At 60.5% G+C, this 13,855-nt stretch carries 10 protein-coding genes; 3 read left to right on the top strand and 7 right to left on the bottom strand.

All coding sequences use genetic code 11. The features are described from left to right. The 5 genes from AB8717_RS01895 to AB8717_RS01875 form a co-directional block, all read right to left on the bottom strand. Entirely contained in the window at positions 1-870 is an 870-nt protein-coding gene (locus AB8717_RS01895; protein WP_443749340.1) for a DUF5681 domain-containing protein, read from the bottom strand. Continuing rightward, complete coding sequence (locus AB8717_RS01890; RefSeq protein WP_443749339.1) at positions 867-2,207, bottom strand: site-specific DNA-methyltransferase; 1,341 nt, start codon at positions 2,205-2,207, stop codon at positions 867-869. Before AB8717_RS01890 ends, AB8717_RS01895 begins: the two co-directional genes overlap by 4 nt. Before the next feature lie 384 nt (positions 2,208-2,591). Then, positions 2,592-3,254, bottom strand: a complete 663-nt coding sequence (locus AB8717_RS01885; RefSeq protein ID WP_443749338.1) for a hypothetical protein — start codon at positions 3,252-3,254, stop codon at positions 2,592-2,594. A 113-nt stretch (positions 3,255-3,367) separates the two neighbouring features. Then, the gene (locus AB8717_RS01880; RefSeq protein ID WP_443749337.1) at positions 3,368-3,811 is read right to left on the bottom strand and encodes a MucR family transcriptional regulator; all 444 of its coding nucleotides are present in this window, start codon (positions 3,809-3,811) and stop codon (positions 3,368-3,370) included. A gap of 913 nt (positions 3,812-4,724) precedes the next feature. Beyond that, positions 4,725-5,168 carry a MucR family transcriptional regulator gene (locus AB8717_RS01875; protein ID WP_443749336.1) on the bottom strand — a complete coding sequence of 148 codons (444 nt, stop codon included), beginning with the start codon at positions 5,166-5,168 and terminating at the stop codon, positions 4,725-4,727. Between the two features lie 701 nt (positions 5,169-5,869). Here AB8717_RS01875 and AB8717_RS01870 point away from each other — a divergent pair. Both AB8717_RS01870 and AB8717_RS01865 read left to right on the top strand, forming a co-directional pair. Beyond that, on the top strand, positions 5,870-9,202 hold the full coding sequence (locus AB8717_RS01870; RefSeq protein ID WP_443749335.1) for a beta strand repeat-containing protein: 3,333 nt from the start codon (positions 5,870-5,872) through the stop codon (positions 9,200-9,202). Between the two features lie 143 nt (positions 9,203-9,345). Next, the gene (locus AB8717_RS01865) at positions 9,346-10,914 is read left to right on the top strand and encodes a DUF5060 domain-containing protein (RefSeq protein ID WP_443749334.1); all 1,569 of its coding nucleotides are present in this window, start codon (positions 9,346-9,348) and stop codon (positions 10,912-10,914) included. Here the strand turns inward: AB8717_RS01865 and AB8717_RS01860 are convergent. Further along, complete coding sequence (locus tag AB8717_RS01860) at positions 10,900-11,949, bottom strand: glycoside hydrolase family 43 protein (protein WP_443749333.1); 1,050 nt, start codon at positions 11,947-11,949, stop codon at positions 10,900-10,902. The genes AB8717_RS01865 and AB8717_RS01860 overlap by 15 nt on opposite strands. 44 nt (positions 11,950-11,993) lie before the next feature. Here AB8717_RS01860 and AB8717_RS01855 point away from each other — a divergent pair, with 44 nt between their 5' ends. After that, the gene (locus AB8717_RS01855) at positions 11,994-13,106 is read left to right on the top strand and encodes a cellulase family glycosylhydrolase (protein WP_443749332.1); all 1,113 of its coding nucleotides are present in this window, start codon (positions 11,994-11,996) and stop codon (positions 13,104-13,106) included. 54 nt (positions 13,107-13,160) lie between these two features. On the opposite strand, the gene AB8717_RS01850 is transcribed toward AB8717_RS01855, so the two are convergent. Continuing rightward, positions 13,161-13,784, bottom strand: a complete 624-nt coding sequence (locus AB8717_RS01850) for a sugar transferase (RefSeq protein ID WP_443749331.1) — start codon at positions 13,782-13,784, stop codon at positions 13,161-13,163. Between the last annotated feature and the right edge of the window lie 71 nt (positions 13,785-13,855).

Here is a 13,855-nt window from a genome sequence, read left to right as displayed (position 1 = left end):
TCAGTCTACTTGGGCCAAGGTTTCAGCGATACCAGTCGCAATCTCCCGTAGATGCAACAAGGCACCCTCTGGAAGACAAACATCGGTCTGCGCATGGGGCCGCAACGCGACTATCGCAGATGTCTGCGTCTTTTCGGCAATCGATAGAGTTTTTTCGCTCATCCGGTCGTAGCGCACAATTGCCTCAATCCAGGAATGCTCCTCAAGCCTATAACTTGGCGGCAGCTGGTTTTCGATCATCCAGACAAGGGCTTCCATCTGGATCTCCTTTTCCAAACTGCCCGAGCGACCCAAGCGGCGATATTGCTCATTCCATATCAGCAGCAGATGCTGAATCGATCTCCACATCTCGAAGTACCAAATCTGCTCCTCCTCGAACGGCCCGACCAAGTCCCAATCGCCGGTCTTGCGGTCGCGGACGATGTCGTCGGGATGAGGATATAGCCGGACATCCGACTCGCCGCGGCGGCGGGCGTCATCTAACCGCTGCTGCTGGGCGCGTTTGATGTCGAACCAATCCTGACTGGCTTGCGCCCGCCGCTCAGCTTCACTCTCCTCCTGGTGTTTGATTCGCTGCATCATGTCTTTCAGAACTAGGCGGTTGCCGCCGAGCGCCATGGCCATCTGCTTTTGTATCAAAGCTTCATTGAAAGGCATCGTGACGGTGCCAGACGCGGTTTTGGCTGTCACAGGTTTATAGACTTCTTTTCTCCACGCCTGTTCCGTGGGTTGGTCCGCCAGCGATACGACTGATGGATCCTTCTTCTTTCGGGGTCGGCCTTTGGGGTTTCCGGACTGCCCTTTCTTGAACCGGCCGGTCACCGGCGGCTTGCCGTAGCCGACCTTGTCGTCCTTGTTGTCCCCGCTCATTGCGCAACCTCCGTCACCAAGCCGGTCAGGCGCTCGTCGGCGACATCATCGAAGCTGCTGTTGGTACCACTGAGCTTGACCTTCTTGCCGGTGTAGGTCTGCCAGCGGGCGACGATCGTGTCGCAGTACTGCGGATCGTATTCGATAAGGCGGGCGGAGCGGCCAGTCTTCTCGGCCGCGATCAAGGTCGAGCCCGAGCCGGCAAACATGTCGAGGACAACCTCGCCCCGCTTGGAGCAGTCCTTGATGGCATCGGCAATGAGAGCCACCGGCTTCACGGTCGGATGCATGCCGAGCTCCTCATTGCGGCTGCTGCTAATCGAGCTGATGCCAGCGTAGTCCCAAACGTTCGTCCGATAGCGGCCGGTGTCGCCAAGGCCGAAGGTGTTGGTGTGCTGCCCCTGGCCCTGCTTGAACACGAAGATGAGCTCGTGCTTCGATCGATAGAAGGTGCCCATGCCGCCGTTGGTCTTGTTCCAGACCACAAGATTCTTCATCTCGGTGAAGACGCGCTTGCCGGCGGTCATCAGTTCACCCATGTGGCGCCAGTCCATGCAGACGAAGGCTATGGCGCCGTCTTTCATGACCGCAGCGCCGGCGCCGAGCGTATAGGCCAGGAACTCTGTGAACTGGCTCTCGCTCATCTCGCCACTGGCGAAGGCAAACTCGCGATGGCGCACGCTACCCAGTCCACAGACGTGACCATCGATGGGCACATTGTAGGGCGGGTCGGTGAACACCAGGTCGACCTTTTCATTGCCAAGGAGCCTGACGTAGTCATCTCGATTACGGGCGTCACCGCAGACCAGGCGGTGCCGGCCGAGCAACCAGACGTCCCCTGCCCGGCTGACTACCTCGGCCTTGGCTTCTGGGATGGCATCGTCAGCGGCGTCAGGTCCATTTGGGCTGGCCGCGGCCGCGTCATCGATAATAAAGTCGATCTCCGCCAGGCTGAAGCCCGTCACCTCGACGTCGAACTCCATGTCGATCAGGCCCTGGAACTCGAGCGCCAGAATCTCTTTGTCCCAGCCCGCGTTCAGCGCCAGCTTGTTGTCCGCCAACACGTAAGCTTTGCGTTCAGCAGCCGTCAGATGCGACAGCGCGAGCGTCGGCACCGTCCGCAGCCTAAGGAGCTTGGCGGCCTCGACCCTGCCATGACCGGCGATGATCTCGCCGTTGTCACTGACCAGAACCGGGTTGGTGAAGCCGAAGCGCGTGATGCTGGCGGCGATCTGCTTGATCTGTTTCTTCGAGTGCGTCCGGGCATTGCCGGAATACGGCCGAAGCGCCGAGACCGGCTGCTCGACGATGTTTTTGGTAGGAAGCTGCGTTTCCACGATCATGTCCTCTAAATAGACGACGCAATGATCCGGAAACGCAATTCAAAATGCAAATCGCCCGCAGCCGACAAAATACTGTCGTTTAAACTGGGGCTTAAAGGCCTCTTAGAGCCTCTTAAAGCTTCTTAGCTCAAAACATCTTGCGACTGCTTGCCAGACAAAAGAAATTGGCGCCAGCATAGAAAGGCGGATGATCAGTCCTCGCGACCGAATCACCAGCCTCCATTGGTGAAAATATTTTTGGTCTCAAATCGACTTTGGCGAATACATAAGCCCCTTAAGCATAAGCCGGCCCTATGATACCGTTTTTGTCCCCAAAAGTGGACAAACCGACCCTTATTAACGCCCGCCTAAGCCCCTCTAATCCCTTACTAAGAAGGGCTAAGAGATTTGAGAGGTCTGAGCTCCTTCCGCCAGAAACCGGTCGATAATGTCCGACTGCATCGAAAAGTGCCAAGCGCCGTACGGCTGGCCAGTGGCCTCGTCGACGCCATCCTCCTTATACCATTCCGGCGTGGTATTATCCCATTCTCGCCAGAACAACTCTGGTGTGGGCTTTTCCCATTGCGCCAGCAGACCGTTGTAAAAGGCAGAAACGAACTGACGTCTCGGCATGACAACGTCCGCCGTCAGGTCCACCGAACCTGTCATGACCCACTCTCCGTATTGACCTTTGATAACGGTTTTTCGGATGGGGAGGTGGGGGCGGAACGTATTAAATCCATCAGTCTGGAGCCAGGACGAATACCGCACCCAGTCGCTTTGACGGGTAAAGGACGTGACGTACAGATGGTGCATTCCTCCTTCAGGGTCGATGTGCAATTCCGCCGCTTCACCTAGGGCGATGGCCTCCAACCATGCCTTCATTTTCTCGAAGGGCGGATAGATGTAACTCGTCCAGATCTGCGATAGCTCACCATCACACCGGATTTCCAAATCCATGCATCCCGCGACAGGCGGTAGCAGGGTTACGTTGAATTCCGTCACCACCTTGGGATCAGTCTCCGGGGTGGACAGGTAAGGGCAATTGTCCTCGTCAGTCATGGCTGCGTCCTTTCGCAGGCTGAGTAATGCTTGCCGTGCGCGCTCTTTCAACGACAAAAAAACGGCGCCGGAGAAGCTCCAGCGCCGCTGATGTTCAAAGCGGATGTCGCGTATTACGCGGCGCCAGAGGGCTTTCGGCCACGCTTAGGGACTGGCGCCTTACGGCCACCTTGGCCCAGGCCCATTTGCTTGGCGAGGTTGGAGCGTGCAGCGGCATAGGCGGGCGCCACCATGGGGTAATCCTTCGGCAGGCCCCACTTCGCCCGGTACTCCTCCGGGCTCATATTGTACTTGGTACGGAGATGGCGCTTCAGCGACTTGAACTTGCGACCGTCTTCCAGGCAGATAATAAAGTCGGTACCGATCGACTTCTTGATCGAAACGGCCGGCGACTGCGGCTCGGCGGCCTTGGTCTCTTCGCCATTGCCGAGACCGGTAAGCGCCTTGTGCACATTGGCGATCAGGCTCGGCAGTTCTGTGGGCGGAACCGCGTTGTTGCTAACAAACGCGGAAACAATTTCGACGACCATATCGGTCAAATTTTGCTTATCTTCCATAAATCACCGAGAATCAAAAACGAGACTGTCTCGCCCCATATCGACTAAGCTGATCCGGCGCAATACAAATAAAGCATACCACCGGGCCATAACGATTATAACGTGTCATTTTCTTGCGATCATTGACTTGCATTGGATCGAAAAGCAAGCAATCGTCTTGTAATCATACTCGATCGCATCTCCAAGACAGTCCTCGAGGCCATCAAAGACTGCGGCGATAGCGTTATAGCTGATGCGGCTCGACAGGTACGTAACGCAATCCGCTACGGCATTCCACTTACGACGGTCGTCAGCGAAATCGTTTTGATCAACCAGGTGTACGCCGAACTGGCTTAAACGGACCACCGACCGTATCCCAGGCCGTCCCACAGGTTCGTTACGCTGCTCGATCAAGGCCGCGGCGGTCTCACTCAATAAACTGAGAAGCGGACCGTCATCCCGCTTGGCCGACGGCCGTCCCACCAAGCGACGTTTTCATCCCACTTGAGGCCATCATCGTCCCACGTAGCGATGCCCCTATCCCACTGAACGCGCGACCTTGGGACAGGAAACAGGGAATTGAATAGGCTCGTCCAAGGCGATTTAAAGCCTACCACCCTGTTACCGGCGGCGCCCGCATCTCAGCAACTGCCAACGAAGCCTGGGGCGCGCGAGCGATTGGAGGTCAACCCCGCCAAAATTTTTTGAATTCCCTGTTCCGGCGCCATAACAGGTCGAGACGGTAGCCGAGGCTGCCTAGGGCCGGACTGCGTCCGCCACCATTCCGCCGCGGCTCTCCCCGAAATCCAGTCAACCGGACCGGCAGGCCCATGCGTCTCCGCAGGGCGATATTTGCTGCACCCGCGCTTTCAAGGACAAAAAAACGACGCCGGAAACCTCCGGCGCCGCTGACGTTCGAAACGGATGCTGCCTCTTACGCGGCGCCCGCCGGCCGCCGGCCACGCCTGGCCGCCGGCTGCTTGCGGCCGCCCTGGCCGAGCCCCATCTGCTTGGCGAGGTTGGAGCGGGCTTCGGCATAGGCCGGCGCGACCATCGGGTAATCCTTCGGCAGGCCCCACTTCGCGCGGTATTCTTCCGGACTCATGCCGTATTTGGTCCGCAGATGGCGCTTCAGCGACTTGAACTTGCGGCCGTCCTCAAGACAGATGATGAAGTCCTGGCCGATCGATTTCTTGATGGGCACGGCCGGCGCCAGCGGCTCGGCGGCCTTTACCTCTTCGCCCGTGCCGAGGCCCGCCAGCGCCTTATGGACATTACCAATCAGGCTGGGCAACTCGGTGGGGGGAACGGCATTGTTGCTGACGAACGCCGTAACAATTTCCACGACCATATCGGTCAAATTCTGCTTGTCTTCCATAAATCACCGAGAATCAAAAAAGAGACTACCCGGCACTTATCCACTAAACTGGAACAGTGCAATACGAATAAAGCATAGGAATGGTCGAAACGATTATAACGTGCCATTTTCTTGCGATCATTGACTTATCTGGAGCCACACAGCAAGCAATGGCCACCTCATGACACGGGCCGGTACATTTCAACACCCTTCCCTACGCCGCCAAGGACTGAAGCGGCCGCGTCATCTTCCGGCGCTCGCAGGTGCGCTGGGCACCGGCGCGACGCCCATGACGGCCGCCGCGATCAGGTTCGCCGAAATTTTGAATGCCCTTTTCCCGATGCCCGTAATCGGCTAATATTGCGGTGCGATATTTTCCGTTGTTCCACTTGCCGGACGCATTCCCTTTTTAAATTTCCCCCGTCAGTTGAAGAACGGGTTTGTTACAAACTAATCACTTTGCAATGCGGGATATTAAGGCTAAGCTGAGGGCGAGGTGGGTCAGCGTGCCAGCCGCACCGTAAATTCCGTGAGGGGGATTTCGGCGCCTGTGACGCTATCACAAGTTTTACTATAGTAGTTGCGTAAGCGTTATGTCCTGACGGAAGCATAGCGCTGTTTTTGCACCCTGTTCAGGTGAACATCGTGCTGTCCACACATTTGACGATGCGTGTCTGACGTTCACGGATCTAATTTTTTTTCCCGAGCGGGGAGGATTTGAAATGGCAGTTATTAACGATAACAGCGGAAGCAACTATCTGGATGGGACAGTCGGCGACGACACCATCTTCGGCAACGACGGCAACGACACCCTGGTGGGTGAAGGCGGCACCGACCTCCTGTACGGCGGCGCCGGTGATGATCGCTACTGGGTCAAGGACGCCGGCGACATCGTGATTGAAAACGCCAACAGCGGCTACGACGCCGTGTGGAGCGAAATCACCTATACGCTCACCGCGAACGTCGAAGAGCTCGACCTGCTCGGCACGGCCAATATCAACGGCACCGGCAACGAACTCGACAACTACATCTACGGCAACAGCGGCGACAACATCCTGTCGGGCCTGGCCGGCAACGATACGCTCGACGCCACGGCCGGCGGCCACGACACCCTGATCGGCGGCGACGGCGACGATGTCTACTGGATCAGCGACGCCAGCACCGTGATCGTCGAAACCAACGCCAGCGCCGCCGGCGGCTGGGACGACGTCTGGAGCTCGGTCAGCTACACCCTGCCGACCAATGTCGAAGAACTGGACCTGCTCGGCACCGCCAACATCAACGCGACCGGCAATGCAGGCGACAACTACCTGTATGGCAATTCGGGCGACAACGTCCTGAACGGCATGGCCGGTAACGATACCCTGATCGGCAATGCCGGCAACGACACCCTGCAAGGCGGCGGTGGCGCCGACAGCATGGTCGGCGGCGACGGCAGCGACTACTACTATGTCGACAACGCTGGCGACGTAGTCGTCGAAGACGCGGCCGGCACCGGCTGGGACCAGGTCGAATCGACGATCACCTACACCCTGACGGCCAATGTCGAAGAGCTCGACCTGCTCGGCACCGCCAACATCAACGGCACCGGCAACACCGAAGACAACTACATCTACGGCAACTCGGGCAACAACGTCTTGAGCGGCCTGGCCGGCAACGACACCCTCGACGCCACGGCCGGTGGTCATGATACCCTGATCGGCGGCGCCGGCGACGATGTCTACTGGATCAGCGACGCCAGCACGGTCATCATCGAAACCGACGCCAGCGCCACCGGCGGCTGGGACGACGTCTGGAGCTCGGTCAGCTACACCCTGCCGACCAATGTCGAAGAACTGGACCTGCTCGGCACCGCCAACATCAACGCGACCGGTAATGCGGGCGACAACTACCTGTTCGGCAACTCGGGCGACAACGTCCTGAACGGCATGGCCGGTAACGACACCCTGATCGGCGGCGCAGGCAACGATACCCTGCAAGGCGGCGGCGGCGCCGACAGCATGGTCGGCGGCGACGGCAGCGACTACTACTATGTCGACAACGCCGGCGACGTGGTCGTCGAAGACGCGGCCGGCACGGGCTGGGACCAGGTCGAATCCTCGATCACCTACACCCTGACCGCCAATGTCGAAGAGCTCGACCTGCTCGGTACCGCCAACATCAACGCGACCGGCAACACCGAAGACAACTACATCTACGGCAACTCGGGCAACAACGTCTTGAGCGGCCTGGCCGGCAACGACACCCTCGACGCCACGGCCGGCGGCAAGGATACCCTGATCGGTGGCGCCGGTGACGATGTCTACTGGATCAACAATGCCGGTGACGTCATCATCGAAACGGACGCCAGCGCCACCGGCGGCTGGGACGACGTCTGGAGCTCGGTCAGCTACACCCTGCCGACCAACGTCGAAGAGCTGGACCTGCTCGGCACCGGCAACATCAACGCGACCGGTAATGCGGGCGTCAACTACCTGTTCGGCAACTCGGGCGACAACTATCTGAACGGCCTGGCCGGTGACGACACCCTGATCGGCAATGCCGGCAACGACACCCTGCAAGGGGGCGGCGGCGCCGATAGCATGGTCGGCGGCGACGGCAGCGACTACTACTATGTCGACAACGCCGGCGACGTGGTTGTCGAAGACGCGGCCGGAACGGGCTGGGACCAGGTCGAATCCTCGATCACCTACACCCTGACCGCGTATGTCGAAGAGCTCGACCTGCTCGGCACCGCCAACATCAACGGCACCGGCAACACCGAAGACAACTACCTCTACGGCAACTCGGGCAACAACGTCTTGAGCGGCCTGGCCGGTAACGACACCCTCGACGCCACGGCCGGCGGCACCGACACCCTGATCGGCGGCGCCGGTGACGATGTCTACTGGATCAACAATGCCAGCGACGTCATCATCGAAACCGACGCCAGCGCCACCGGCGGCTGGGACGACGTCTGGAGCTCGGTCAGCTATACCCTGCCGACCAACGTCGAAGAGCTGGACCTGCTCGGCACCGGCAACATCAATGCGACCGGTAATGCGGGCGTCAACTACCTGTTCGGCAACTCGGGCAACAACTATCTGAACGGCCTGGCCGGCGACGACACCCTGATCGGCAATGCCGGCAACGACACCCTGCAAGGGGGCGGCGGCGCCGACTCGATGCAGGGCGGTTCGGGCGACGACTACTACTATGTCGACAATGCCGGCGACGTCGTCTCCGAACAGTCGACCCCGGGTCACGACGACGGCGGCTACGACCATGTTGCCTCGTCGATCACCTACACCCTGCCGACCTTCGTCGAAGAGCTGGACCTGCTCGGTACCGCCAACATCAACGGCACCGGCAATACGGGCGACAACTACCTCTACGGCAACTCGGGCGACAACATCCTGTCGGGCCTGGCCGGCAACGATACCCTCGATGCCACGGCCGGCGGCCATGACACCCTGATCGGCGGCGACGGCGACGATGTCTACTGGATCAACAGTGCCAGCGACGTCATCATCGAAACCAACGCTGCCGACGCCGGCGGCTGGGACGACGTCTGGAGCTCGGTCACCTACACCCTGCCGACCAATGTCGAAGAACTGGATCTGCTCGGCACCGGTAACATCAACGCCACCGGCAATACCGAGGACAACTTCCTCTTCGGCAACTCGGGCAACAACGTCCTGTCGGGCCTTGACGGCAACGATACCTTGGTCGGCAACGGCGGCAACGATACCCTGATCGGCGGCAACGGCGCGGACTCCTTCATGTTCTCGGCGGCCTCCGTCAATGGCACCGACAACATCCAGGACTTCGTCCACGGCACCGACCAGCTGGTGTTCACGGGTTCGGACTACGGCTTCGCGGCCGGCCACAGCCTGACGGCCTCGGAATTCACCGCGGGCAGCGCTGCGGTGGGCACCTCGGCCCAGTTCATCTGGGATGCCGCGACGCACACCCTGTACTGGGACGACGACGGCACGGGCAGCCACGCCGCCATCGCTATCGCGACCTTCAGCGGCAGCCCGACGGTCGACGCCAGCGACTTCCACTTCGTCTAAGCCACGAATACAGTCATCAAGGACCGTGCCCGGGAGTCATCCCGGGCACGGTTTTTTTGTGTCCTGTGCCAGCGCGATCCAAAAAGTGCGTCACACTTTTCGGATCTCGCTTTAGACTGCGAAAAACTGCCGCAGGGATTTCCATGACATTGCGTCGCCGCTCCGTTCTGGCCGCCGGACTGCCGTTGATCGCACTTGGCAGCAGCGCTTTCGCGCCACCAGCGACGACGGTCGAACGGTGGGGTCTGTATGAGATCGCACTGAACGGGCCTGTGACCGGCAATCCGTTTGTCGATGTCACCCTGGCGGCGATCTTTCAAAATGGCGGCACGACCGTTACCGTCCCGGGCTTCTACGATGGGAACGGCGTCTATCGCATCCGTTTTTCCCCGCCGCAGGCCGGAAACTGGACCTGGACCTGCGCAAGCCATGATCCGGGACTGAACGGCAAGACCGGCGCCTTCACGGCGATTGCGCCGTCCGCCGGCAATCATGGTCCTGTGACCGTCAGCCCGGACGGCTATCATTTCGATTATGCCGATGGCGGCCGCTTTATCCAGATCGGCACCACCGCCTATGCCTGGGCGCAACAACCGGATGCGCGCTGCGGCGAAACCCTGCAAACGCTGGCGGCTTCCCCGTTCAACAAGATCCGCATGTGCGTCTTTCCAAACGTCGCCGCCGAGCCGATCCAACCCTTCGCCGCAACAGGCCCAGGCGACCGCGACTGGGATCCGGAACGCTTCAATCCGGCTTATTTTCGCCGTTTCGAAGACCGTATCCGCCGCCTCCAGGCCATAGGCGTGGAGGCTGACATCATCCTCTTCCATCCCTATGACAGCCGCCACGGCTGGATGGAGATGACGCGCGCCCAGGACGAACTCTATCTGCGTTATGTGATGGCGCGGCTGTCAGCCTTTCGCAATGTGTGGTGGTCGATGGCCAACGAGTTCGACCTGGTGAAGTCGAAGAATACGGCCGATTTCGACCATCTGCTGCAAGTCGTGCAGGCCGAAGACCCGCACGGCCGGCTGCGCTCGATCCATAACTGTCATGTGCTCTACGACAACCGCAAACCCTGGATCACCCATGCCAGCGTACAGAACGGGTCGGCCGTCACAGACGATACCCGCGCCGAAATCTATCGCGACATGTGGGAGAAGCCCGTCGTCTTCGACGAGATCTGTTACGAAGGCCATGTCGAGGCGCGTTGGGGCCGGTTGCGCGGACAGGAGATGGTGTCGCGTTTCTGGTATGCCACAATCGGCGGCACCTATGCCGGCCACAGCGAGACCCTGACGCCCGAAAACGCCGGCCCCGATGCTTCGTGGGCGGGCAAGGGCGGAAAGCTCTACGGCGAAAGCGCCCCGCGCCTCGCCTTCCTGAAATCGGCCTTAAGCGACGCGCCGCCGATCGATCCGATCGACAAGTGGTGGGACCGGCATCTCGGCGGGCAGCCCGGCAAATACTATCTGCGCTATTTCGGGCCGGAGACGCCGCCATCATGGCCCGTCGTCCTGCCGAAGGTGGGCCTCAGCGGCGGCGAAGTCTTCCGCGCCGATATTCTCGACACCTGGGCCATGACGGTGACGCCGGTCGCCGGCACCTTCACCATGGCGAGGCTGAACGCATACGACTTCGGCGATCCGGCGCGCCCGACCCTGCCCCTGCCGTCGAAGCCCTGGCAGGCCGTGCGCCTAACGCGCCTTTAAAGGCCGCGGCGCAACGCCCTCATTGGTGATCTTCACCGGCCGGATCGTGCCGTCGGCATTGAATTCCATGCGTTCGACCGCCAGTTCGCGGTGGTTGCCATCGGTCTCGGTCAAGGGCCGGCGGTGATAGACGATATACCAGTCGTCCGTCCCCGGAATATTGACGACGGAGTGGTGTCCGGCGCCGCGCGCGACGGTCAGATCCTGCTGCAGGATGACGCCCTTCGGCGTGAACGGTCCCGTGACGCTCGGCCCCGTGGCGTAGGCGACGCGGTAGTCCGGCCCGGTCCAGTCGCCTTCCGACCACATCAGGTAGTAGACGCCCTTGCGCTTGATCATGAACGGTCCTTCGACATAGTCCTTGTCGGGCGTGATCTCGCGATAGGTGGTGCCGTCGGAGAAAGGTTCGACGCTGAGCAAATCCTTCGACAACCGCACAATGTTGCAGTGTTTCCAGCCGCCATAGATCATGTAGGCCTGATCGTCGTCGTCGCGGAAGACCATCATGTCGATCGGCTGTGCGCCGTTATGAATCTGCCCGATCAGCGGGTGACCCAGCGCATCGCGGAACGGCCCTTCCGGCTTGTCGGCGACGGCCACGCCGATGCCGCCCAACTGGTTGTTGTCCTTGATGTCGTTGGCGCCGAAGAACAGGTAGTAGCGCCCGTTTGCCTGGATCGCCGACGGCGCCCACACGGCATAGGCCGCCCAGCTGACATCCTTTACGTCCAGCACATGCTCGTGCTTCGTCCAGTGCACCAGGTCGGGCGACGAAAAGGCATTGAAGAAGGTCTGGCTCAGGAAAGGCGCCCACACGCGGTCGGATTGCGCGCGCTGCCATTGCTGGCCGGAGGTGAACCGCGGCGACCGGTCGGGCGTGCCATAGTCGGCGGAATAGGTCGGGTAGATCCAGTACTGGCCGCCGAAGATGCGGATTTCCGGATCAGCGTACCAACCGGGCACGATCGGGTTCCCGGCCTCGGCCGTCGACACGCCGGCAAACAGCATGATAAGGAAAACGATTACAGTTCGCATGGCAGCGCTCCCATCAGACGCTCCTTATAGCCGGAACCGACGGTATGAAGACGAAAATTTTCGCAGCTGTGCTCGCCACGCTCGCTTTTTCCGCCACGGCCGAGGCGCGTCCGCAATGGACAGCCGACCAGGCCAACACCTGGTACGCCAGGCAGACCTGGCCGGTCGGCAGCAACTACATTCCGAAGGACGCCATCAACCAGCTCGAAATGTGGCAGACCGACACCTTCAATCCGAAGGAAATCGACTGGGAGCTGGGCCTGGCCGAAAATACCGGCATGACGACCATGCGCGTCTTTCTGCAGGACCAGTTGTGGACGCAGGATTCCGAGGGCTTCAAAAAGCGCATCGACGCTTTTCTGACCATCGCCGCGAAACACCATATCAAGCCGTTGTTCGTCCTGTTCGATTCCTGCTGGGATGCACATCCGAAACTTGGAAAACAACCCGCGCCACGCCCCGGCCTGCATAATTCCGGTTGGGTACAGAGTCCCGGCATAGACCGCCTCAAGAACAAGAGCGACTATCCCGAGCTCGAAGCCTATGTGAAGGGCGTGGTCGGCGTCTTCGCCAAGGATGATCGCATCCTGGGCTGGGACGTGTGGAACGAGCCGCACGAAGGCGGCACCGACGTGATCCATAATGCCGACGACGCCAAGCTGGTCGCGGACCTGCTGCCCCAGGTCTATCAATGGGCGCGCAGCGTCGATCCGACGCAGCCCCTGACCTCGGGGGTGTTCGATGGCGGCGACTGGTCGCCGACCAACGAAGCCGCTCTCACCTCGATCCAGCGCACCCAGCTTGACCAGTCGGATATCCTCAGCTTTCATTCCTATAGCTGGCCTGAGGAATTCGAGAACCGCATCAAACAGATGGTCCGGTACGGCCGCCCAGTCTTCTGCACCGAATATATGGCGCGTGGCGCCGGTTCGACGATCGACGGCTCGCTGCCGCTGGGCAAGCAATACCACGTCGCCATGTACAACTGGGGCTTTGTCGACGGGAAGACCCAGACGCGCTTCCCGTGGGATTCGTACCAGCACCCCTATACGGACCGCGAACCGACCGTGTGGTTCCACGACCTATTCCATGCCGACGGCACGCCTTACCGCCAGCGCGAGATCGACATCATCCGCGAGCTGACGGGCAAAAACTGAAACGCCGTCGGCGTGAAACCCCGACGGCGCGACAGGATCGAATTGGATGGAAGGCTAGTAGCTGCCCTTGCGCAGGACCACCGCCGGGACCGTCAGGATCAGGATGAAGGCATACAGACCGGGAGAGAACTTGCGGGCGAACAACCGGTCCAGCGCCACGCGGCGGCGATAGGAGACATCGTTGCGGCCCTTGACCTGCCACAGGCCGGTAATGCCCGGCAGGCGCGAGGTATAGTGGCGCATCGACTTGCCGTACTTGGCGACCTCGGCCTGGACGATGGGGCGCGGCCCCACCAGGCTCATATCGCCCTTGAGCACGTTGAAGAGCTGCGGCAGTTCGTCGAGGCTGGTCTTGCGCAGGAACAGGCCCAGGCGCGTGATACGGGGATCGGTCTTCAGCTTGTGGTCGGCCGCCCATTCGGCGCGGGCCGCGGCGCTGCTTTCCAGAAGTTTGGCCAGCAGGTCGGCGGCATTGATGCGCATGCTGCGGAATTTCAGGCATTTGAATTCGCGCATGTCGCGCCCGATGCGCGTCTGGGCGAACAGCACCGGACCACCGTCCTGCATCTTTACCAGGATCGCAATCGCCATAAGCGCGGGTAAAAGGAAGATCAGCGCCGCCAGGCTGATAACTATATCGGCGGATCGCACGACGACATCGCCTATGGCACGGCGCACACTGACAGACGATCGTCCGGATGGAACACGCCTGTTCCGGGCATGCCCGGCTACAGCCTCAATCGGCATCA

Origin of the sequence: Asticcacaulis solisilvae (assembly GCF_052327315.1) — a bacterium.
GTDB lineage: Bacteria > Pseudomonadota > Alphaproteobacteria > Caulobacterales > Caulobacteraceae > Asticcacaulis > Asticcacaulis solisilvae_B.
The sequence above is the reverse complement of the archived record's forward strand: the minus strand, read 5'-3'. Positions and strand labels throughout refer to the sequence as shown.

Coding starts and splice junctions, on each gene's coding strand:
- AB8717_RS01895 (WP_443749340.1), bottom strand. CDS start 870: ATGAGCGGGGACAACAAGGACGACAAGGTCGGCTACGGCAAGCCGCCG.
- AB8717_RS01885 (WP_443749338.1), bottom strand. CDS start 3,254: ATGACTGACGAGGACAATTGCCCTTACCTGTCCACCCCGGAGACTGAT.
- AB8717_RS01880 (WP_443749337.1), bottom strand. CDS start 3,811: ATGGAAGATAAGCAAAATTTGACCGATATGGTCGTCGAAATTGTTTCC.
- AB8717_RS01875 (WP_443749336.1), bottom strand. CDS start 5,168: ATGGAAGACAAGCAGAATTTGACCGATATGGTCGTGGAAATTGTTACG.
- AB8717_RS01870 (WP_443749335.1), top strand. CDS start 5,870: ATGGCAGTTATTAACGATAACAGCGGAAGCAACTATCTGGATGGGACA.
- AB8717_RS01865 (WP_443749334.1), top strand. CDS start 9,346: ATGACATTGCGTCGCCGCTCCGTTCTGGCCGCCGGACTGCCGTTGATC.
- AB8717_RS01860 (WP_443749333.1), bottom strand. CDS start 11,949: ATGCGAACTGTAATCGTTTTCCTTATCATGCTGTTTGCCGGCGTGTCG.
- AB8717_RS01855 (WP_443749332.1), top strand. CDS start 11,994: ATGAAGACGAAAATTTTCGCAGCTGTGCTCGCCACGCTCGCTTTTTCC.